Origin of the sequence: Fodinibius salsisoli (assembly GCF_026229185.1) — a bacterium.
GTDB lineage: Bacteria > Bacteroidota > Rhodothermia > Balneolales > Balneolaceae > Fodinibius > Fodinibius salsisoli.
In genome coordinates this window covers 284,022-307,757 of record NZ_JAGGJA010000004.1, presented here as the reverse complement: position 1 = coordinate 307,757, position 23,736 = coordinate 284,022, and the positions used below count along the sequence as shown (strand labels likewise).

19 protein-coding genes are annotated in these 23,736 nt (G+C 39.9%); 4 read left to right on the top strand and 15 right to left on the bottom strand.

All coding sequences use genetic code 11. The features are described from left to right. From J6I44_RS07840 to rfbF, 13 genes are all read right to left on the bottom strand, one after another. Positions 1–2,317, bottom strand: a 2,317-nt coding sequence (locus tag J6I44_RS07840) for a fibronectin type III domain-containing protein (protein WP_350356680.1), incomplete at its 3' end; no start/stop codon positions are given. Positions 2,318–3,014: 697 nt separating this feature from the next. Further along, positions 3,015–4,055: a sugar-transfer associated ATP-grasp domain-containing protein gene (locus J6I44_RS07835; protein ID WP_265765499.1), complete on the bottom strand. Its 1,041-nt coding sequence runs from the start codon at positions 4,053–4,055 to the stop codon at positions 3,015–3,017. A gap of 176 nt (positions 4,056–4,231) precedes the next feature. After that, on the bottom strand, positions 4,232–5,260 hold the full coding sequence (locus tag J6I44_RS07830; RefSeq protein WP_265765498.1) for an ATP-grasp domain-containing protein: 1,029 nt from the start codon (positions 5,258–5,260) through the stop codon (positions 4,232–4,234). Between the two features lie 7 nt (positions 5,261–5,267). After that, positions 5,268–6,377 carry a sugar-transfer associated ATP-grasp domain-containing protein gene (locus tag J6I44_RS07825; RefSeq protein ID WP_265765497.1) on the bottom strand — a complete coding sequence of 370 codons (1,110 nt, stop codon included), beginning with the start codon at positions 6,375–6,377 and terminating at the stop codon, positions 5,268–5,270. Positions 6,378–6,387: 10 nt separating this feature from the next. Then, positions 6,388–7,518, bottom strand: coding sequence for a polysaccharide deacetylase family protein (locus tag J6I44_RS07820; protein ID WP_265765496.1), 1,131 nt, complete (start codon positions 7,516–7,518; stop codon positions 6,388–6,390). A gap of 71 nt (positions 7,519–7,589) precedes the next feature. Continuing rightward, complete coding sequence (locus J6I44_RS07815) at positions 7,590–8,888, bottom strand: EpsG family protein (protein ID WP_265765495.1); 1,299 nt, start codon at positions 8,886–8,888, stop codon at positions 7,590–7,592. Further along, the gene (locus J6I44_RS07810) at positions 8,885–10,045 is read right to left on the bottom strand and encodes a glycosyltransferase family protein (protein WP_265765494.1); all 1,161 of its coding nucleotides are present in this window, start codon (positions 10,043–10,045) and stop codon (positions 8,885–8,887) included. The genes J6I44_RS07815 and J6I44_RS07810 overlap by 4 nt, the downstream gene beginning before the upstream one ends. A gap of 105 nt (positions 10,046–10,150) precedes the next feature. Then, positions 10,151–11,023, bottom strand: coding sequence for a glycosyltransferase family 2 protein (locus J6I44_RS07805; protein ID WP_265765493.1), 873 nt, complete (start codon positions 11,021–11,023; stop codon positions 10,151–10,153). 1 nt (position 11,024) lies between these two features. Then, entirely contained in the window at positions 11,025–12,002 is a 978-nt protein-coding gene (locus J6I44_RS07800) for a glycosyltransferase family 2 protein (RefSeq protein WP_265765492.1), read from the bottom strand. Positions 12,003–12,031: 29 nt separating this feature from the next. Further along, entirely contained in the window at positions 12,032–13,351 is a 1,320-nt protein-coding gene (locus tag J6I44_RS07795; protein ID WP_265765491.1) for a protoporphyrinogen/coproporphyrinogen oxidase, read from the bottom strand. Positions 13,352–13,375: 24 nt separating this feature from the next. Next, positions 13,376–14,293, bottom strand: coding sequence for an NAD-dependent epimerase/dehydratase family protein (locus tag J6I44_RS07790; RefSeq protein ID WP_265765489.1), 918 nt, complete (start codon positions 14,291–14,293; stop codon positions 13,376–13,378). Between the two features lie 30 nt (positions 14,294–14,323). Beyond that, positions 14,324–14,884 carry a dTDP-4-dehydrorhamnose 3,5-epimerase gene (gene rfbC / locus J6I44_RS07785; protein ID WP_265765488.1) on the bottom strand — a complete coding sequence of 187 codons (561 nt, stop codon included), beginning with the start codon at positions 14,882–14,884 and terminating at the stop codon, positions 14,324–14,326. A 2-nt stretch (positions 14,885–14,886) separates the two neighbouring features. Next, the gene (gene rfbF, locus J6I44_RS07780) at positions 14,887–15,708 is read right to left on the bottom strand and encodes a glucose-1-phosphate cytidylyltransferase (protein WP_265765487.1); all 822 of its coding nucleotides are present in this window, start codon (positions 15,706–15,708) and stop codon (positions 14,887–14,889) included. Positions 15,709–16,155: 447 nt separating this feature from the next. On the opposite strand from rfbF, the gene J6I44_RS07775 reads away from it, so the two are divergent. After that, positions 16,156–17,856 carry a PQQ-dependent sugar dehydrogenase gene (locus J6I44_RS07775; protein ID WP_265765486.1) on the top strand — a complete coding sequence of 567 codons (1,701 nt, stop codon included), beginning with the start codon at positions 16,156–16,158 and terminating at the stop codon, positions 17,854–17,856. Between the two features lie 86 nt (positions 17,857–17,942). Here J6I44_RS07775 and J6I44_RS07770 read toward each other — a convergent pair whose 3' ends face one another. Next, a complete protein-coding gene (locus tag J6I44_RS07770; RefSeq protein ID WP_265765485.1) occupies positions 17,943–18,758 on the bottom strand; it encodes a sugar phosphate nucleotidyltransferase in 816 nt (271 codons plus the stop codon). A 133-nt stretch (positions 18,759–18,891) separates the two neighbouring features. Continuing rightward, entirely contained in the window at positions 18,892–20,175 is a 1,284-nt protein-coding gene (locus J6I44_RS07765; RefSeq protein ID WP_265765484.1) for a class I SAM-dependent methyltransferase, read from the bottom strand. 561 nt (positions 20,176–20,736) lie between these two features. Here J6I44_RS07765 and J6I44_RS07760 point away from each other — a divergent pair. The 3 genes from J6I44_RS07760 (at position 20,737) to J6I44_RS07750 (ending at position 23,729) form a co-directional block, all read left to right on the top strand. Continuing rightward, on the top strand, positions 20,737–21,858 hold the full coding sequence (locus tag J6I44_RS07760; protein ID WP_265765483.1) for a hypothetical protein: 1,122 nt from the start codon (positions 20,737–20,739) through the stop codon (positions 21,856–21,858). A gap of 234 nt (positions 21,859–22,092) precedes the next feature. Continuing rightward, positions 22,093–22,647: a hypothetical protein gene (locus tag J6I44_RS07755; RefSeq protein ID WP_265765482.1), complete on the top strand. Its 555-nt coding sequence runs from the start codon at positions 22,093–22,095 to the stop codon at positions 22,645–22,647. After that, complete coding sequence (locus tag J6I44_RS07750; RefSeq protein WP_265765480.1) at positions 22,644–23,729, top strand: hypothetical protein; 1,086 nt, start codon at positions 22,644–22,646, stop codon at positions 23,727–23,729. Before J6I44_RS07755 ends, J6I44_RS07750 begins: the two co-directional genes overlap by 4 nt. Positions 23,730–23,736 lie beyond the last annotated feature (7 nt).

Below are 23,736 nucleotides of genomic sequence, written 5' to 3'. Positions count from 1 at the left end.
TGCCCTGATGATAGCCGATATTCCAGGTGGTGCCCTCATAAGCGGGAGGATGCTTGAGCGTATGGGCAAGCTCATAGGTACGCCCCTGCAGGATAAGCCACTGCAGGCTGGCCATATCACCAATTGAGGAAGGGATGCTTCCGCTCAACCTATTTTTCTTCACGTTGAAATACCGCACCTTGGTCAGGTCGCCAATGGAGGCCGGCAACTGCCCGCTCAGTCCATTGTTAAACAGGTCGATGTGCACCACCCGGCCGTTGGCGTCGGTCTCAATGCCGTGCCAGCTGTCAGAGGGATCCCCGCTGCCCCATCCACTGTTGTTGCGCCAGCTGTCACCACCCGTCGCTTTATATAAATCCATCAACGCCGCGCGATCACTCGCAACGCCACCTGTGGGATTATCATCGATACTTTGATCTTCTGTTGTCAAACTCCAGGTTGAGGACCAATTGCTATTATTATTGTCTCCTGTTGCCTGTACTCTCCAATAATACTGACGATTATTTTCAAGTCCTGAAACTTCAAAATAGGTTGCTGATGTAGTCTCCTCAGCTATTGGAGAAAAGAAGTCACTACTTGTTGCCAGCTGGACTTTATAATTGTTAATTCCCGAGAGTTTTTCCCATTCAAGGGTTGTCGAGGTGGATTGATTGGTAGCTCCATCCGAAGGTGAGCTAAGAGTAACAGCCGGAACCGTTGAATCATCATTGGTCTGCACTTGCGTGGTAAAGCTTGTCACCGGTGACCATTTACCTGCACTTCCATCTTTCATCGCGCGTACTCTCCAGTAGTGATCACTCTCAGCTGTAAGATTATTTGCAGGCGTATAGGTGGTATTTTTTATCTCCTGGTCAACCACCAATTCATCCCCGTGGCTTGCATGCAAAATGTAGGCATCAGCTCCTTCAACCCCTTCCCACTCAAAGGTCGGCGTTAACGAAACATCGCCCGCACCATCATCGGGAGAGAGTTGCACTGGGGCTGCTAAGCTATCAGCCTCAGGATCTGTCGAATCATCATTGGTCTGCACTTGCGTGGTAAAGCTTATCACCGGTGACCATTTTCCTGCATTTCCATCCTTCATCGCGCGTACTCTCCAGTAGTGGTCACTCTCAGCTGCAAGATTACTTGCAGGCGTATAGGTGGTATCTTTTATCTCTTGGTCAACCACCAATTCATCTCCATGACTTGCATGCAAAATGTAGGCATCAGCTCCTTCAACCCCTTCCCACTCAAAGGTCGGTTGTAAAGAAACATCTACTGCTTCATCATTAGGTCCGAGTTGTACCGGAGCAGCTAAACTATCAACCTCAGAATTTGTCGACCCATCTGAAGTAGTATTAAAATCTATTGTTTCGGACCATTTACCTTCATTGCCATCCTTAACGGCACGTACTCTCCAATAATGGTCTGCATTAGCTGCAAGATCACTCTCGGGGGTATAGGTCGTATTTTTTATCTCTTGGTCAACCACCAATTCATCCCCGTGGCTCGCATGCAATATATACGCATCCGCTCCAGCTACTGCTTCCCACTCAAAGGTCGGCGTTAACGAAACATCGCCCGCACCATCATCGGGAGCGAGTTGTACCGGGGCAACTAAGCTATCAGGAGTTGTTGCCTTCGTAGTAAACCCAGAAACTTCGGACCATACCGTTTCATGAGCATTTGATATAGGCTTAACTCTCCAATAATAATCCTTGCCACTATCCAAATTAGTAACTTGATATGTGGTTCCTTGAATCTCTTTGTCAACTACATAGTTCTCAAAGGTTTTGTTCTGTGCCAATTGTAAATGATACCTCGAAGCACTGGCAACCGATTCCCATTGAAAATTGACATCAAGAGGGATGTTCTCGGCTCCTTCATCAGGTGTTTGAAGGACCGTTGTAACGGGCTCAGGATTGCTGGGTTTAATAATGGTATGGAGATTCCATATATCAGACCAATCTCTGCTTGTACTTTCTACTACTGGACGAACCTGCCAGTATATTGTACTGTTATATGGAAGTCCCTGGATATTGAATTGGGTAGTATCTACGATGCTATCAACGATGGTTGTAGCAAAATCCTTTTCTGTAGATAATTGAATCTGAAAAGAATCTGTAGCCGCAATATCCTTCCACAAAAAAGTTGGGGCTATGGGCTGTTCTGACTCAGCTTTTGGCTCAAGCAGACTCAGCTCTTCTATGGGTGATTCTGGTTTAGCATCAATCCCATTAGTTCCATCCGTTCCTTGAGTTACTGATTTTTTACATTGTATCAATGAAACAAGCAAAAATATGCCTGTTAGAAGGTAAAGTAATCTGTATTTCATGTTAGAATAAGGGTTATTTTCCCCGCCTATCTAACGATATAAATCCATAAGACATCAAAATTGAACAGACCTTTCCTGTACTCTTCCAATGAAAGAATAGTCTCATTCTCCAAAAATTGTAACAGTGAATGACTGTCTGTAGATGCACGTATAATTAATTATTTTTAGGGATTTAACCGATAGACATACGAGATGATTTAAATTTTATAAGAGAAAACGAGATAAATAGAGCCGTCTTTCCGCTGATATTTTTACCCCTAACCAAAATTTGCTTTTTTAACACGGTATTTATTAGTGGTGGTTCTTGGGTTGAGTATATAGATGATTATTAGAAAATTTTAATACTTTATATTACGAATAATTGTTCCTTTTTCTCGAAAAAAAAGAACAACTTTTCTTACACCTACATAAAATAATGGGGGGCATTCACTTAATACTTCGCACCTGTAAGAAGAGAGTTTCTATTTAGGGCTAAAACTATAAAAAAGCTTAGTTTACGCCTTAAAAAAAGGCCTTTTTGTGCGCGAAGTATAAAATAGAAGAGAAGACATACAACAAATGAAGCACAACTATCAAAAATGATCTCCGTCATTTCTCTTTAGACCTTCAATTCAAAGGTCAAGTTAAACTCCAAATATTATTGGGGAATAAGGAATAGATAATTTTCCTGAAGAAATTTTAATTCTGACCTACTCTCTTATTCAGGGAGGATTATATCTTTGAAAAATGGGCCGAAACGAGCTTCAATTGCTTCCATAAATGGGTTATTAGCATTCCACTCAATAAATTTAGCTTCTCCATTTTCCTTTACCAAAACATCCCAACCTATAATTCGGGTATATGGAAAACTGTGATGAGCCTTTTTGCACAACTCTATTACCTTAGGCAAAAAGGGAAGTTTAAGTTTGCTGTATTCAAATCCAGTATCAGGATGTCTATTACCTATTGGAATACCCTCTGCTTCAAAAGCCGTGGGTTCAACCGTTCCATCCAGTCGAACAAAAATCCATCCCCCGCCTCTGGAAGCATTATCAACCCTGGAACCATTTATCCCAAACCTTATCACAATAAATTTAACTTCTATGGCCCCTGTTTCATTAAGAAAAGTGAGTACTCTTAAGGTATTGATAGAGTGTGGGTACAGCTTATTTAACTCAGCATGTTGTCCAAGAACCTCCTGGAACAGCAAGTCCGTATTGGGGGGGAGGTCATCCAAACATACCTCTCTGGAATGTTCAAACATTATCCCTTGACCTCCACGACCATCAGCTGGCTTTATAATAACCTCATTATTGAGGTCTTTGAGGATATGTTGTATTTCTGACTCTTTTTTAACTGCTCCATCCTTGCCACAATAATGCCCGTTGGTTCGAAAGAATAGCGGGTCAATAATGGCTTCTTCAAACAGTTTATGATCAATAATTTTGGCTTCACTGAACCTCATAAACTTCTCCGGATTCATTTTGGGAAGTAATTCAAAGCGGTAATAGTCATCAGGCATCCACCCTTCCTTAAACTCCCCTCTTAGTTCAGTATAATATGCCAACCAAGGCCAGTATGAGCTATTCCCGAATACATTTTGGCAGTATGATTTTATCTCCTTTAATAACTCCTGATTTATAATAGTTTTCCCATTTAATGCAACAAGCTTTTTTCTAAGTTTTTTAGCTGTATCCCTCGACATCTTCAAATTAACATGCTCCCGCCACTTGTCATTGACCGCATCTAATGCTTCCATTGTCCTAAACAATATTTTTGACATCAAGCTATGCATAATCAACTTTTATGGTTCATTTTTTCTATACCACCACTGAATTCCAAGTCTCCACTTATTTTTAGTGAATGACTACTTATTCCACTCCGCATTCCAAAGATCTTGCTCTTGATGATGTCCAACTAATATTTATGCGTACATCATGCCGGAGAATTTATGCTTACCTCTTTCAATAACGATTCAACCATCCATCCCTGGGCATTAAATGCTCCTTTATGCCAGTTCAACTCCCGGTCCCAGTATCCTTCACATTCATAATAAACTTCTTTAATAAATCCATAACTAAGTTCAACGATCAATGGCTTTCCGTCCTGGAATACATAATCAATGGCCAGACACTGGCTGTTAATATTTTCAGCTATCTCAAAAGAAAGACGAACCGTCTTCTCATCAAAATGATGTTTTTCAAAAAGTACATGGCCACTGCCCGACGCTCTGAAATCACCCTCACGGACCAATCGTTTGATTGCAAAGGCCTTACCGTCAATCACTATCACGCGGATGTCAAAATCATTCCCCGAAATATAATCTTGAAAGTAAATATACCCTCTTTCAGGTCCGACAACTCTCGCAAACTCTGTTGTTCTTGCAAACCTCAACAGCCCCTTGGCCACATTCCACCATCCTGTCTTGCCATTTTGATATTGATACCACCGGTCTTTAAAATTCTGAACTTTATCATACTGGCTAAACCCGCTTGAAAATGCTTTTTTCACCTGTTTGCGTGCCTCTGATTTACTTTCAACCAACTTGACGTGAGCCGCACCAGCCCCCTTACGCAATTTAAATACTTTGGGGAAATCGGTATTCTGAACCCAATTCAGTGCCTGCTGTTTATCATAAAACACGTATGAGGGAACAAGGGGAGCTCCTACCTCTTCCAGTAGGTACTTTTGACCTACTTTATCATCAAAATGCCAGGCGGTATAAAAGTCAGGAAACACCTTTTTCCCAGCGGATTGCAAAGCAAATATCAGCTGTTTGGCAAACAACACATCTTTAGGATTTGACTGATTAAAATGCCACATCAAAGCAGCACAATCCTCTAACTGATCGATTATATCATTATCATAACAACTTACAGTTTTATAATCTACCTGATGATCTTCGCAGTATTCAATCCATTTGGAGCTAAAACCACCTTCTTTATGATGAATTGCTATTTTCATAAGTCCCTCAATTTAATGCCCAGTGATTTTCTTTGCAGTGTTCTATTACTTCATCTGTAAACTCACCGAAAAAAGGTTGTCCGCCATACTGGGCAAACCTAATAGATTGACCATAGGTATTTAACTCTATTATTCGCCAGTTACCCTCGTTATCATAACAGGCATCAAGGGCAAATACCCTGGCAAAAAACACTTTATTCCCAATTTTACGGGCTAATGTTCTAAGTCTATCCAGATCGGGTATTTTACAATCAAAGGGGGCTCCTGTATTCGGATGTTCTAAGTACTTTGTTCCCAATTTATCTACTGCATATCCATTCAGAGAGTCATCATCCCTTATAAATGTGCTTACTCCACCGGCCGATTCGTTATCAAGAGAACCATTTTTTCCCATTCTCAACGCCATTGACAAGATATGGAGCTGGTCATTTTTCACCGACTTATAGAGAAAAAGCTTTATGGTATTTAAACTTTTGGGGTGAAACTTTTCAAAAAAATCATGCTGTTTAATTTTTTCCTGAACAACAAAATTTTTCCTTTTATTGGCAAGACTTAATAACTCTTCAGCATTATTTACGATATTAATATCCATACCGCCATAGGTGTCTTTATTAGGCTTTAATATGACTGGATATGTAATCTGCTTTGCAAGACGCTGTAATTCATTATAATTACTGACCTCTAAATTCCTATCCAAATATTGCCCGTCAATGCGATGGAATAGATCTTTGGGAAAGATTCCTTCAGGAAACCATCGGTTGTAAAAACTTTTGATGCTAATATAATCCACAGATTTATCAGTAATAAGCGTTGGTTCAATATCAGCAACATAGATATCTTCCGGGATAATCTTAGGGTTAGAAACACCCGATATATTTTTAGAAACTCTTAGCGTGGTTAAATCGGCTTTTCTTCTAAAGTCGGACCACAATTTTTCATGGTCGGATTCTACCTGTGACTCACATGGGGTACTATATTTTTTATTTGCAGCAAGTACACGGTCATACCGTTTATCCCAAGCTTTTTTAGCTCCCCGTACCCTCGATAAATATAAAAGACTATTTTTCATCTTTTTCTTGGGAGACAACTCTTTATGAAATAGTATTTTTTTAAACATGAGTATATATTTAGCTGTTTTTTTCGATGAGCATGCCGAGCTGGTCCGAATTTTTAAATTCTATGTCGGGCCATCTTTTTTTAATGGTATGCAATAACTCATCCAACATTCCTAAATTTCTGTCCCTATTTTTTTCGTCTATAAAGCCAACATAGTTTAATCGATGAGAACAAATAACTGCAGGCTTATTCATCCTAAAGGCAATACTGATATCTTTTAAACATTTATCAACAGTATCGTCATTATCTTTATTTAAGGCTGGTTCAAAAGTTGCATTACGCATCAAATATTTTTGTCCAAATTGATTTACCTCCCCTAATTTATGGCTATGTATTTGAACGGTACCATCAAATAAAGGCTCTTTCATATTTTTAATTCCCTGGTAATACCGCACTCCCATTTGAGACATAGCTTCGTTAAAATCAGGACTCCATAAATAATTAGGGGGCATAAAAGATTTTGATTTATGTCCCATTAGCTCTTCAAATAGATTCAACCCTTCAATAACAATAGATAATTTTTCTCCTTTATCCATTGGATTGGTATATCGTAACGACTCAACAAATTTGTTCCCCCCTTTTGAACTCTCCAATGGGATACTACCAGGCATTCGATGGTTAAATCCAAATAGTGCGTCTTCATTACCTTCCCGAAGAGCTTCCATAAAACCCGAGACATTCAGATGCTCCCTTCCATGCGACTGGGGATAAAATAGCCCTCTTTCTTTTCCTTCTTTCCATAGATCTAAACAGCCTGAGTGGTTGGGGTATCGATCAAATGTGTCCGCAACTAATTCGTAATAATACTTTTGGAAGCCAGCTGATTTTATTTTCTCAAAATCAGGGTTAGCTGTCAAAATGTTCGCAGTCATAACTGCAGGCCTACCGGTTTGATCTTTGTACTTATTTAAAACATCAAATAACAGTTCTAAATCATCTTCACTGGCTAAACTGTCATAACGTTCATAGGCTATTTCGTCAACTCTGTAACCAGCTTTCAAACATTCCTGGTATATGTTCTTTGATGGCATTCTGATGCTTCCCCAATCATCACTTTCTATCACCACTATCTTTCGATTGGTAGACCATCCAAACATGTTGGCTGCATGGCGCGAAACATATCGTTTTACTTTTGAAATCATTTTAACCCCTTGCCATTAAATAGATTGTTTAAAAACTTCACCAAAAATATTTGAGTGCTTTAGCCACATAATTATAAAACCATCTTTAGCACATCATTCAGGGAAATATTTTCACCCGCTACAAACAGGGCTATCACAGGGTTACCCATTAAACATGAAGCACTTATTGAATATAGTCCTGTTCGAAAAGCAACGACCACGAAAAGAAGTAAGGCTGGTGTAGCAGCCAAGATAAACCTCTTCATGACCACCTCATGCTCCCTATTCTGTACATAAAGGGTAATCAGTGCAACAGCCCCGAGGTTTGCTACAGCTATAAACCGCCCTCCCGATGGGAGTGAACTAAGCAGGTTTGCTATACCATAAAAAAACAGGGTAAATGATAACAGACTGGCCCATTTTTCATTTTTATTAAAAAAATCTTTTCCCTTCAAAAATAGAATTACTAAAAAGCCCATTATGGACCATTTAAAGGCTATTCCATCCCATTGAGCATACCAAACCATGGATGATCCCTCCCCCTGTCTGTAAGATTCTACATAGTTTTCTCCCCTATAACCTTCTGTTCGTTCTTGCACCGCTGCAGGAGCATAGTTTTCTACAACATTATTAAACACAGTCAAGTTTATTTCAGAAATGAAAAAGGTAGTTAAAAAGAATACAAAGTAGACTAGCAACCGGTTCCCTAAAAGGCTATACATAAATAATGCACCCACCGGAATTAGAAAGGTGTAGTGTACCAATATCGACAGTGCAGCAATGATCATCCCCTTTTTTTGCCCCTCAAAAAGAAAGGGTAATGCCCCATAAATAAATATATGAGCCGCTGTCCACATCCTAAAGGTGGTGATATTCCAAATTGGAACTGCAAGGGCAAAACAAACCAGCAACAGCAAAGTGATGGGTTGTATTTTTCCTTTTAGATGGTCTATTACATACCACACATTCCGGGAAAAGAAAAAACCAAAAATAATGCCGTATATCAGTGTTAGTATGGCCTGGCTGTCTGTAAACCGTGATACTGTAACTGCTAAAACTGTATGAAGGATATCAATCTCTCCACTTTGCAGATAGTAATTCACCATATCACTTACCGATAAGCTAATACCATGTAAGGATTCCACTTCAGCCACATATCGTACAATATCGCTACCCTGACTTTCAGCACCAATTGCAAAGGTAAAGCCGTAGAATGCTACAAACGCCCAAAGTATATTCTTTCCCCATTTTTGATTATAGTTCCAAAAGGCGGAGGCCAATGCCAGTAAGGGCCACACTAAAAATACTAACACGGCATAGTAACCCGACTTATCATCCGTAGGTTGAGCCTCGGTAGCGGTCCATTTTAGTAAATTACCTTTCTCAATCATTGTATTAACTTCATATTGTTTAACCGAATGGAACTCTGCCTATCCTCTTTAATGAGCTCTAAAAACCGGTTGCATATATTCTCTATTTTATATTTTCTGTAATCTTCAAAGGCTTTTTTTTGCTCAAAATTATACTCCAAAAATTCCCTGAGACTGTTGTCGCTGATCTCATCATTTCTGTACTCAAGTATGGGTTTCTGTAAGAAATTATAATCGACCAGCTTTAAGGATTTCTGTGTTCCTTCCTGATAGGGAAAGTGCACTAAAAAATCGATACCAGCTAAACTATTTAGTAACGTATCTCTATCTACATAATCGTGTATTTCACATTTATCAAGCGTCTGTTGATCCAAACATCCTTTAAAAAGATTTTTGTTTCGGGTGTATACGATAAACTTAAACTCCTTTTCTATTGAGTTCAGTTTTTTTAAAAAGGGAACGGCATAGTGCCGGTAACTATCTATATTTCCAAAATATGCGAAAGTGATGACCCCGTTCTCAGTATGGTTTGTATTATGCCTGTCGGGGAAAGATAACCCCTGCGGAATAACTCTTATTTTTTCCTGGAATTCATTAAAGTATGCTGAACGACCTCCCTCAAATGGAATAGTTATATAATCAACTTTTTGGCAGAACCATTTTTCTATCCAGGCGAAGTAAAAAAGTTTTTTAAACGAATCATTTTCTAAGCCATAATAAGGATCGCCACAATCGGCTATCCAAGTTTCCGCAATCGGATCTACCTTTCTCCATGCCCAGGCGACCCCCCAATGGATGGGGTGAGGAACGGCAATGGAGATCAACAAATCATAGTTGGCTTCATTTTTTAACACTTTGGGAATCCGATACATCAATTCAATATCCGGATATTCAAACAATTGGAGTAGCCCTCGACGAATCCCTCTCTTAAAAAGTCTTTTTGCACCACTGCTTCCATTCAAATTAATGTTGGGCAGCTTAAGTTGTCCAATGTCTTTAATGGTAACACCAAACTCTTCTTCAAACGCATTATGATACTCATCATTCCTGACCGTCAGCAAAGTTACCTCATGCTCCTGTCGAGCAAACTCTTTAACCAGCTCAGTCGTCCGTAGTGATCGCGGTGAATTTTCCGGATAAAATGATCGGCTTATAATTAATATTCTTTTCTTTTCCATCTCTTCTTCTATTAATCTTCCTTTTCCTGACCATAGATCTCTACTTCATTCTATAATCAAATATGATGCCGAACATTTATTTTTCTATAATTAAAAAAATCAATGCTATTCCCTTACTCTATTCGGATCTATAAACCGAAACATCATCCCGCTAAAAAGTACTATCCTGTAAAAATATTTCAGGGTATCAATGGCGTAGATGATTATTTTTTCACTTCTGCTTAATTCTTCTGGCATATTTTCCCTTTTATAATTTGGCACATGGATAAGATGACTCCCTAAGATTCTTAAGTAACTGTGTCCATATCTCTCTTTTATATCAGCTGCTCCCCCACAAGCCATTCTTTTCTGCTTTTTAAGAATGGCTGGCAGCGTCCTGGCCGGATGCCAAACCAATACCTCTTCACAATAGATCATTTCATAACCCTTTTGGGTACATCGGAGCGTAAATTCCCAATCTCCCCCCGATTTGAGAGTTGATCTAAAACCACCGACTGTATCAAACACTGATTTCTTGATGAATAGATTGGCTGTTACTCCTTTGCCTTTAGGTACATTTTTATGCTGTGGAAAAGCAGTGACTCGTTCATATAGAAACCCATATTTATTCCCCTCTTCATTTTGAAATATTTTGACCTTTCCTCCAAGAAGATCACAGGTTGAGGTGTCAAAACGAGCCTCAGCCTTAGCCAGCCAGTGTTTATCGGGCACACAATCTGAATCCGTAAAGGCCAACACTTCTCCTATTGCTTTATCGGCCCCTTTATTCCGAGCGGAATAAGAGCCGGGTTCGGGTTCATGGACAAATTGAACCCAATCCGGAAGACTGATCCGATCCGGAACTTTTCCTGTCTTGCTGTTATCAACGACAATTACTTCATACCGACCCTTTGCCAATGTTTGCTTTTCTAAAGCTTTAAGACACTTTAGCAACCTCTCCCAATCATTATATGTCGGTATGATGATAGAAAACTTCATCTCACTGAGCTCTTCTCAATTTAATGCCAACGGTCTCGGATATCTGTAAAGCTGATTCTCTAATTAGATTTTTAAGAAACCTTATGACTTCAAAATCCAGTTCTAACTGGTCCAGTATTTCAAGTTGTTGTTTAAATTTCTCTGTGGATCTATTCTTTAATAAATTGCGCGCCAGAAGGATGTAGTATTTCTTCATTTCTTTACTAAGACTCTTTTCATATTCTGACTCATTTAAAAAATGGGGAGCATAAGTTAACAGACTATAGAGCCTGGCATGTAAGAAGGCATTATTTGCTTTGGCATACATATTCGTCATACTCTCATCATGGCGCCGGGTAAAGGTGAGCACTTGATGAACAAAACCAAAGTCTGAATCTTTCAGCAAATCTACACATGCCCCGGTATCTGCCGCCAAATGTGATTCCGCATATACCTTTTCACGTTGTCGTATAAGGTCAGAACGAATCAAGATAGAAGACGGAGAGCCAAAATAAGACGTCCCGTTTGTGAGGTATTTCCTCGCAATTTCCTTTCCTGAATTAAAATTGCTTGGATATTCCAACCCATCCAGGCCAACAAGCCGGTCATCCAAACGATATGAACTTACGATACCCACACTGGGGTATTTTTCATTCACTTCAACCATCTTGGTGATACACTCTGGAAACAACCAATCGTCGGTGTGCACTACTTTACAGTACTTGCTTTCAGATGATATTTGACGGAACGCATGATTCAGATTTTCCATCTGAGGTAAAAATTCTTTGTTATTATGCACCCGAATACGATCATCCTGATTGGCATATTTCTCGATGATCTCCAAGCTGTTATCCGTACTCTGGTTATTAACAATTACATACTCCCAATTGGAATAGGTTTGGTTAAGAACACTTTGAATGCACTCGTCAAGAAACTCTGCCCCGTTATATACCGGGGTTAGCACACTCACAAATGGTTCATTTTTTAATGATTCACACATTTTGTTCCCTGATATTTTTAGTTGTTAGCTCAAGCCACAATTGTATTAGAATCTATCATTTTTTGAGCCGCATTCTCGCCGCTTTTAAAGGCTTGGTCGGTCCAGATATACCCCCAGTCCCCATATCGGCCGCAATACCGAATTCCAATATCATCCAGATACTCATGGACAGTCTTCACAGCCTGGCTACGGTCCAGGTCAAAAATGACATTTGCGTACTTGATAAATAACGTGTTCGTATGCAGAATTTTGTCGTCTTCTTTGATCAATCCACACCGCTTCAGGTCGGCAATAACCGGTTCGATGCAATCTTCCGGCTTTCGATCAACCGGCCGATATTTATCAGAAAAATAAATTTCGGCCTGAATGCTTCCACAACCCTTCGGAACCGTATTCGGCGACATTTTGTACGGAAAGCTCAAGCGCGTAAAAATGATATCCGTGTCATAAAAATAGGTCCATATCGCATCGGTGATATCATCGCGGTCGATGCCTACATTTACAATTATGCAGCTCGTGCAGGCCAGCTTTTTACCGGCTTCAATCACTTCTTCAGGTACATCTTCAATGATATTGGTTGTCAATTCCGGCAACGGAATAGAAGAAATGACTTCTTCATATTCAACGGTTTTGCCATTACCAAACCGCACTAATTTTTCCTTTGCATCAATACTGGTGACTTTATGATTCAATTTAATGTCTGCCAGCTGCTTAAATTTTTCCAAATAGTTTACAAAGCCGTGATTCGTTGGATACCTGAACTTATCAACATAGTGAACATCGGGTGTGGCTGGTTTTAAGGCACCCGCCAATACTTCTTTCAGATCAGGCTGGTAGAGCCGCGGACCAAGCCAGTCGATATCCATATTTTCTGCATCCACGGTATGGTATTTTTTACCATAGACCATCGGAAAGTTCTCGGCAAAGGTCTCACCAAATTTCGCGTACAGCCATTCTTTGTAATTAGTTATTTCACCATTCGATTTTTCGCGCGTATCGATGAAATCATCTAATACATCCACGATGAGATCTTCGGGCAGGCCATGCAGATTACACTGCGCGGGATGCTTGACCCAGTGGCCTTTCCAGTAATTATTTACGACTGCTTTAACCGTTTCATACTCTTGGTCAACGTTGTCAGCTAAAAGTTCTCGAATCCTCTTATCCTCAGTAAATGAGATATGTGGGCCGTCATCGAAGATAAAACCGTCGTCTGTTTCAAAGGATGCTGTATGTCCGCCGATATATGAATTTTTATCATACAAGCAGATTTCATTATTGATGCCTTCCTGACGTAATCTGTAAGCGGCTCCAAAGCCGGCCATTCCTGTTCCTAAGATGCAAATCATGGGTTCGTAATTTTATTTTTTTGATTAAGCTGCAGTGATTTCAAGTTTTGTTTTCCACCAGTTTATGGTGTCGCCAATTCCACTTTCAAGATCATATTTGGGGGTCCATCCCACCTCATCACGAAGTTTCGTGATATCTGCCATGACCACCGGGGAATCAAATTTGCTTTCTACCGGACCATATTCCAGCAGATCCAAGCCATTTAGTTTAGTTCCTACCAGATCTACTATTTCGCGTAACTTAACGGCTCGGCCGGAACCAATATTTATGGCTCCCGATATATCACTGGATAATATGGATACCAGAGCATCAGCCACATCAGCCACATGTAGATAATCTCTCATTTGATTGCCATGTGAGAAGTTAGCTTGCTGCTTCATTATTAACGACCGTATAGCGTAAGCTACCAGGCGATTCTCTTCTTCATACGGCCCATATACAAAAAATATTCTTCCAGAAGCATAGCTGAACCCCATTTTTTGAGAATATTTTTCGAGAATTTTATGTACCGAAGCTTTACACTCTCCATAAATGGATTGTGGTACCGTAGGTGTACGATTCTCGTTGCAGTATCCGTACTGCCAGTCGTACTCAGTACAGCTCCCTCCCATAACAAAGCGCTTTCCCCCATTCACGGCAAACGCTCGTGCCAAGTGCAAAGTCGCCTCAACCCATTCCACATTCTTTTCAGATGTCATGCGGTCTTTAAGATTGTCATACCAGGCGAGGTGCATCAAAGAATCGGCCTGAATTTCTCGGCATAGTTTATTTACCTGCCCGGCATCAAGCAAATCAACTGAATGCCAAGTCGCTGTATCTTCCAAGCCTGTAGTATTTCCTTTGGAGGTAATACCATGAACATCATACCCCTGCTCTCTTAAAATTGGAATAGTATGTCTGCCGATGAATCCGGTTGCTCCTGTTAATAAAATTTTTTCCATCTGTAGCTTGCTTTCATTTAAAAATTAAGTTCAAAGTTGATGTCTTAATTCTTTGTCCACTGTATTTTCGTAAAACGGCCAACTTTCATCCTTTTCAGACACTATTTCTGCAGGTGCCGGCCACTGAATGTTAAAGGCAGGGTCATCCCACCGGATGCCTTTTTCGGCACCAGGAGTATAAGATTGGGTTACCGGGTAATATACCTCGGTCTCGTCTTCCAACGTCATAAACCCATGGGCAAAACCTTCGGGCACATAAAGCATCTTTCGGTTCTGCTCGCTCAGTTCAATCCCCTCCCACTGCTTAAATGTTGGAGAATCCATCCGCATATCAATGATGACGTCAAATATTGCTCCCTTTGTACATTTTATGAGTTTAGCTTCTTGATAGGGCTTGTCTTGGTAATGCATTCCCCGCAGGGTATGCTTCTTAGCACTATAGGATGTATTTGCCTGAACAATCGAAAAATCAATTCCATGATTGGCAAACTCATTTTCACAAAATGCCCTGGCAAAAAATCCTCTGGAATCACCCAACCTTTCCAGTTCAATGATATATGCATCCTCCAAATCTGTCTTTTTAAAAATCATGATTATACTTTTTGAGCAAGTGATTTAGGAACAGCAGTTTTCTTTCGTTTAGACCAGATGTGCCACGGACAGTCATCCTGTTGCCAATATTTTTCAAGGTGCTTTTTATCGCGTAATGTATCCATGGGATGCCAAAAACCATCATGTTTAAAGGCCACTAACTGTCGTTGCCTGGCTAAATTCCGTAATGGATCGTGCTCCCATACGGTATCATCTCCCTCTATATAGTCAAAAACCCCGGGTTCAAGCACAAAGAAGCCCCCGTTGATCCATGCTCCAGCCCCCATTGGCTTTTCATGGAATGAGGTAATCTCAACGTCCCCGTTATCAAGCTTGAATACACCGAAGCGACCGGGTTCCTGAACGGCAGTAAGCGTAGCTAAGGTACCCTGGGCTTTGTGAAAATGGACAAGATCGGTAATATTCACATTGCTTACACCGTCCCCGTACGTCAGGCAAAAGGTTTCGTTGCCTATGTAGTTTTTTACCCGTTTCAGTCGCCCCCCTGTCATTGTACCGTCTCCCGTATCAACCAGCGTTACTTTCCAAGGCTCAACATCATTTTGATGTATTTGCATATCATTATGCTTCATATCGAAGGTAACATCCGAGCGATGCATAAAATAATCAGCAAAGTAATCTTTAATTATCGATCCCTTATAGCCACAACATATAATGAAATCGTTTATCCCGTAGTGGGAATAAATTTTCATAATATGCCACAGGATTGGCTGTTCCCCAATTTCTACCATGGGCTTAGGCTTGACATAAGTTTCCTCGCTTAATCTCGTTCCGTAACCTCCGGCAAGTATCACTGCTTTCACGATTGGTACCCCTTCTCTTGTTTGGTTTAAGTTGATTGTCAACGCATCTGAATGATTTGTTATAGTATTAACCAACAACCATGCCAATTAATAACAATGATTGCTCTGTTCTATACATTGATACAAACTGTATTTGCTACCCCCCAATATCTTATGCAAAACTGAGTAGTTATTTAGGATGGTAACAGCAACTAAGAAATTTTTACACAGATGTTTCTCTCCCATTAGCTATTACTACCCACATCTTTTCATTAGCTCATAGCAAAAATTAGAGATATAAAGACTTCCTAAGAAAAATCAGGAAAATAAGACCCTCTTAGACCGGCTAACCTGATATTTTTTTGAACACACCCGATTGGCATAACAATTGCGACCTTGTTATTGAGGTACTAATAACGCAAGAGAGGCTTTTTATTCTTGGCAGAAAACAATGATAAACCAATTGGTATGATTAAGAGATTACAAAACAAGTATATAAATACGGTTATATTGTTAGGAATATGTTCACTTTTCATCTTTAGTGGTTATCTGGTCGGCCTTCATCAATTACCATCATACGGTTTCTTTCGTAGAGTGGAGTTAAATGTGTTTGGATTTTTCTTTGATCGGATTGCCGAGCCTGATGATATTGGCTATTACGATTCTATATTTCTTCGTTTATATAACGAAAAGACAAATATAAATGATCGCTTGAACAGAGAAGGAAGAGGGGGCGGATTAACTTCCGTTGGTGATGATGTTTTACTATTAACATATGACGGACAAATTTTTCAGACAAACGCTGCTGATGATATTCGTAATACCAACATCATGACCCCTGATAATGGATTTATGGCATACAGGCGTACCTCCGAAACGGAACCATATAATCAGTATACCCATAGTCTTCGGCTTTTTCGTTATAACGACATCATGTATTATAGTTCGGAAGAAAATAACGGGTTAGCAATCTCGTACTCCGAGTTTGACAGTACTCAAACCTGCTATCATAATACCGTTGCCACATTACCAATCCAGGAAGGCATTGAATCTGTGGATCAATTAACGGCGCAGCCTGAAGACTGGAAAATTATTTACCGATCACAGCCTTGTCTACCGTTGAAACGCGAACATTATGCCATTGATGGTGGGTTAGCCGGCGGGAGGATGGCGTTTCGTGCTCCTTCATCTATTTTTCTGGGCAACGGTGATTATGAGTGGGATGGCATGAATTCTCCTATAGCTATTGCTCAAGACCCAAACGGAGAATATGGTAAAATTATGCATATTGATTTGACTTCAGGAGAGAGCCGTATTTATGCTACCGGAATTCGCAATCCACAAGGGATCGTCTTTGATAACAATGGAGCGCTCTGGACGGTTGAGCATGGCGTCCGGGGCGGTGATGAACTAAATCGCATCGAAGAGAATGGCAATTATGGCTGGCCGGAAGAATCGCTTGGAACCCAATATTCACGGCTACCTATTCCTACTGTTTCTGAAGCATCATACGGCCACCACCAAAACTATACCGCCCCGGTATTTGCATGGCTGCCATCAGTAGCTATCTCGAACCTTACCCTCATCGATGGGTTCGAGTCAAGCTGGAATGGAGACCTTCTCATGGGATCACTTAAAAGTATGAGTCTTTTTCGTATCCGTATTAAAGATAACCGCGCGTTGTTTACAGAGAAAATTGAGATCGGAGAACGCATACGCTATGTACATCAACATACCGACGGGCACATTATACTTTGGACCGATCACAAAAATTTAATCTTCCTCAACGGTCAGCCTTACACCGACAACTATGTTACGGATTACCTGGAAGAACAAATTAGCAATCCGGAGGTACGAGAAAAGGTTAAGTTTACCATTGATGCCTGCCGGCAATGCCATAGTATTGAACCTAATGATAATATTACAGCCCCGAGTCTCTCATCAATATTTGAGGCAGAGATTGCTTCTACCGATTACCAAGCCTATTCGAACGCATTAAAAAGAAAAGACGGAATGGTATGGACCTCCGAAAATCTCCAACAATTTCTAACGGCTCCCCAAGAGTTTGCTCCCGGTACCAACATGCCAGATCCGGGTCTCAACGATGGTTATATGGTGGATGAATTGATCAAATTCCTTGAAGCGCTAAATAACAAAACAGCAGACTAAGTCTGGAAAGGAATAGCAATTTAGGAAAAATAAGATGTCAGAGTATACCGAATAAAAAGCGACCAGCTTGGTTGGAAGTCAATACCTTATTGTTGATTCTCTGCATCAACTGCACTTGTAAAGTTTGTAACCAATACGGTTTTTAGATCAGCCATCGTACCGATGTCAATAAACTTACCTTCCTCAAATACTACTCCTTCTACCTGCAAACCATCATCAATAGCATGCTGTATTACATTCCCAATAAAGACTTCTTCACCTTGCTTAAATTCTGAACCCTCACTCATATCTCTTCTGCCAACAAAGTCATGAAGATATTGCGTAAAATGCGGTGTCCAAATTGCGATAGCCCAGGCATAGCTTAGCGACGTGTTTGCAGATTTAATGATAATTTGTTTTACCTGGTTTTGATCATCAATATCCACCATATCTCCCTTCTGGGGACTGGCTGTTTTAAATAATCCCAATACAACATCAGCACCTGTTTGTTCTTGCCTGTCCAATAAAACGTTAAAAGCGTTCTTTGGTTGGAATAAAATATCAGGAAACCCTAGTAGCACTATTTTGTCTTTAGCAAACCGGTAAGCCAAATCAATGGTATAATGAGTACCCGGGGTGGGATCCGTAATTATATATGCCAGTGTAAATTCAGAGGAATTACCACTGCCTAGATATTGGGGAATATCCCACTTCCCTTTTCGCATGATAATGTATATCTGATCTGCCCCCGCTTCGACAAAGCTTTCGAGCAAATAAGATACCGCTACTTTAATTGTAGCTGGATTGGAATTGTTAGCGAAGGCTACCGGAAAGATTTCTTTACTACAGGGAATCGGAGCAAGCCGCGATGCATTACCTGCGGCAGGGATGACTCCGATAATTTGTTGTTTGCTGCTATTCACATCCACCAGGGAAAGCTATTGTATGTTTTAATTTAATTCCCAAATCTTAGAGACTGGCAATCACTCCTTTAGAAATATTTTGACCCCAGCCCCCATGGCCCTTACTACTATTCTTATCCCCCACAAAAGCTTTTTAATGCACTCCGACACCTTTAACCTTTTGTGCCGGCATAATCCTTGGGTAAGGTATGGGAATAATGAACTTTCCTCCCCACTCACCTATATAGTTTGTTTGATTCATTATTTCCCTTTTTAAATTCCAGGGTAATATGAATACATAATCCGGTTTAGCTTCCATGATTTTTTCGGGCTGATAAATTGGAATTAACGAACCCGGCAAGAAGTGGTCTTGCTTATGAGGATTTCTATCGACGGTGAAATCCATAAAATCGGTGCCAATACCGCAAAAGTTGAGTAGTGTATTCCCCTTTCCGGGAGCCCCATAGCCGACAATACTTTTACCCTTATTTTTTTCCTGGATAAGCAAACTCAAAAGATCTCGTTTCAACTGCTGTACGTTCTTGTTGAATGTTGTATAAAATTCAATATTCAAATAACCTTTTACCTTTTCGTCGTGCAGAATTCTCTTCACATTATCACTTATCTTTCGTTGGGTATTTGTTTTTCGGCTGACAAAAATTCTGATGGATCCCCCGTGTGTATTTAATTCTTGAACATCAAAAATTTTGAATCCGTGGCTTTTAAATATTGACTGAACCGCATGGAGCGAGTAGTAAAAGAAATGTTCGTGATAGATGGTATCGAATTGAATATTTTCTACCAGTTGCATTAAATGTGGAAATTCAAAGGTCATGATTCCTTTATCTCCCAGCAATATCTCAAGCCCACCTACAAAGTCATGGATATTGGGTACATGAGCCAGAACGTTGTTCCCTAATATTAAATCGGCTTCCTGGTATTTCTCTCTAAGACTGTCAGCAGTCTGCTTCCCGAAAAAGACTTCCTCTGTTGGTATTCCTTTGTTGAGTGCAGCCTGGGCTACCGTATTCGAAGGTTCAACTCCGAAGTGGGGGATATTTTTTTCCTTAAAATATTGAAGCAAATAGCCATCATTACTCGCAATTTCAACCACAAAACTGTTTGGGTTGATGTTATAAAGGCCGATCATCGTATCAACATATCGTCTGGCATGATCAAGCCAGGAGTCAGAATAAGATGAAAAGTAGCTATAGTCTGAATAAATCACTTCCGGAGAAACACACGCCCCAACCTGCACAAGGAAGCACTCTTCACATACATAAACATGTAATGGGTATTCTTTCTGTCCTCGATTTAGTTCTTCGGGGTTAATTATCTCATTACAAAGTGGTGTAGCCCCCAGATCAGCAAAGCTGTGTATGAGCTCTTTTCCACAATTTCGACATTCTATATCCTGTAAAGTATTGTTCTCTCTCATTTTCCGACAGATTATATTTGCAGTTGAACCTGCTATAACAGATGTCAACCTATTTTAGTGGTCAATACCCGACGGATGTATGTAATATAAGGTACAATAATTATGCCATTTAAGAGGATGAGGTTATATATAATGCTATTACCACTTTAACGATCGAATAGCCAACAGAAAGAGAAGAAGTGGCCATTGGAATAGATTTAACAGAGGTAGCGAGTAACTTTTCTCTACATCCTATGAAAAAATTACCCAATCTCTTTGGTAGCATGTTAATGCTTAGCATTAAGCAGGACTTCGCTAAAGAGCAAACCTTATTTGGAAATGGCCAGCACAACCTATTACTACTCAGACTGTATGAATGCGGCTTCCAGTTAACTGCTAAATAACCGGAATACCTGGCCTTATTATAGGCTGATGCAGCCCACTGAGTTAATTTTTTCAAAAAAAGAAGGGAGCGGTATGAATTTTGCCTTAATCATATGTAACTAACTCTTTGCTTCTAAAATAAATAAGCAAGAGAGGGGTACAAATAACAAAGACATATTAACTGAAGGGGTCTATACTATGAATAAATATAGTCTATTAATATTCGTAACTATTATAACGGGCATCTTCATTAGCTTTTCGGCCTGTGATACAAATACTAATGTAGGGCTGGAGGAAAGTTTAGCATCCGTCTATGATGTAACGCCTATTGAGGGCGCCCAGGATGAGGCAATGCAGCTTAAGCATGGAGACAGTCAAGACAGTTTTTTTTCCGTTCAACTTGCTGATGGTTTAAACAGAGATGGATGGTGTATTGAATGGAATGAAGATGCTAATTTTGGAATACAAAATGGCGTAAAACTATTCTCAACAAAGGGACATGAAGAGTGGAATGCCTTAAACTATTTCATGAGCATAAAAGACGACTTGAGAGCCGAAGACCCCGAATTAACCTTCCGGGAAATTCAGGTTATCATTTGGTCACTTATTGAAAACCCATCGTTTGATGTGAGTAAAATATCTGAATATGACAACATCAGTTCCAGAATATATGCCGATGGTCAACTCCTTTTTGATATAGAGAAGGTCAAAAGTATCCTGTCTAAAGTAAAAAGCCACCTTGAGGACAAAGTTATAGATAAAATCCCGGGAGTAACTTTGATTGAAAACGATGGGCAAACGATCATGGTCGGAAATGAAACGGCCTATGCCGTCAAAACAAAAGGTATAAATGGCGATACGATCGTCGATGATGATTATTCCACATGTTTTGACGAAGAAATTATGCCCGGCGTCTCTTTTAATAACTGGGGATGGACAAACGGCCCTCTTTCTGATCCAAGTGGTCCCATGACGTATGCCATCTATGCTGGTGCCGGCCAATGTGACCTAAACAAAGGAACTAAAGTTGGTGAACTTGCCGCCGAATACTCTAACGGTACTCTTACAGTTACCTATACAATGACAGAAACCTCGGGTTATACCGGCTCATTATATACACTGGAGGAAACACATGTGTATGCAGGAAATGATCCTTATCCCAAAAATCCGGGTGGAAAATACACTGTTGCTCCGGGCCAGTATGGTAACCAAGAGACGCATGATAATATTACGGAGTACACCTATGAAATAGATGGACTATCCGGCGATATCTATTTTATTGCGCATGCGGTTGTCAGTGGATTTAACCCTGAGGAATAAAGTATAAGAGTTAAGCTGGTTGCTAACTAATTGTATTTACGTTCAATAAGGGGTTCAAATTCTTCTGGATCCCTTATTGACTTTTTATTCTCGTGTTTTGAGACTTATTGGATAAGGTATTAATAGTTTAAAGCTTAAAATAGTACTTCGACCAAGCAAAGAGTAAGAACATCAAAAATCGATCTACAGTACAGGCGTGACACTTAAAAATAATTGGGCTTAAATAAAAATGCGATGCAACTATCCCAATCCAAACTAATATTACTCATTTCATCTATTGTCCTTCTGTTTGTTCTTCAGGAGGTAATTACTTACCGGTATATATCAGAACCCTATCCCGCGCTAAAAATGCCTTCGTTTTCTGGAAATAGGATGAATGACGCAGGGTTTTATGAAATAACAAATGTTGAAATAAAGGTCTTATTTAACAATCAGGATACCACCCTATATTCACCACAAACCTTTTTCTCGAATACCCCTATAACGCATCATGGCTATCTCCTTAAAAGCTTTCTACCTCATGATACGACTACAGATTCTCGCTCCCATGAACAGTTCAAATTTCTAAAACCAATTATACCAGGCTTCTTTGCCAGTCGATATCGAAGTCGTTATGACATACAGAATAATCCGGAAACAGTGCAATGGCTAAGAAAACAAATAACTGACCTTATACCTGGTAAAAAACCTGAAAAAGTTTTCTTCCTATGGTATAAAAATCAGTATGATCCTGAAGATCTATCACAAAGTAAACGAACATTGACGGGTACAACCACCATTCAGCTATGAACAACAAAAACGTACTTTCTAACTGGTTATTTTCTGGACCTGATGGCACCATTAAGAATCTGCAGGTCTATCGGGTCATTTATGTTCTTTATATTTTCATCATCATGATGCCGCACCAGTTATGGATTCAAGATTATCCTGATACCTTTTTCTTTCCACGAATTGGCATAACTCTTTTCTTTACAGGCTTTCCCAGTATCACCTTCTTCTATGTACTGAACTTTTTACTGACGGTAGCTTTGCTGGCGCTACTTTTCGGCTATAAAAAATTCTACGCCTCCATTGCTGTTGGGCTATTGCTCTTTATTGGGAATTCCTGGTCTTATTCCTTTGGCAAAATCAATCACGATATATTTATAGTCATCATCCCCTTAATCTTCGCGGTCATATTTTGGAAGGGAAAGTCGTATGAGACCTACCAATGGATAACTCCCATATTTGCGCTATTAATAGGGTTAGCTATGTTTACGGCCGCCTTTGCTAAAATTACAACCGGCTGGTTGGATCCCAACGTATCTGCCATAACAGGGCATTTACTCCAAAACTACTATACTACTGGACGTGAAACTCTTTGGGGTTCCATGTTACTTTCTATAAACAGTTTTCATCTGTTCAAATTTTTAGATTATAGCACCATCATATTAGAGTCTGCATTTATACTCAGTATATTCTCCTTAAAGTATTTTCGACTGGTCTGCGCAATGGCCTGTTTCTTTCACTTTGGAATACAGCTAACGATGGGGATTTCATTTACTCCAAATATTATTGCGTATGCATTTTTTGTTGATTGGAGTTCTCTATACAATGTAGAAGCACTGAAAAATAGTCTGCAAAAAATATCTTCCTATAGAATAGGATTGGGAGGACTATGCCTAATAGCTCTGCCTCTCTGTGCTATTTATATTCTATTTGGGAATCCGTTCCTTATAAACTTAGGGTCGGGCTTTATAAAAATATTTGGTGGAAATTTAGCCCAAACAATTATCATAGTTATAGCAGTATGTATTTCTTTAGCATACATCTGGAAGCTATTGCCATGGTATCACCAAAAGAAAGTAACGGTCTTGCAATATAAAATTTAGAGCAAAT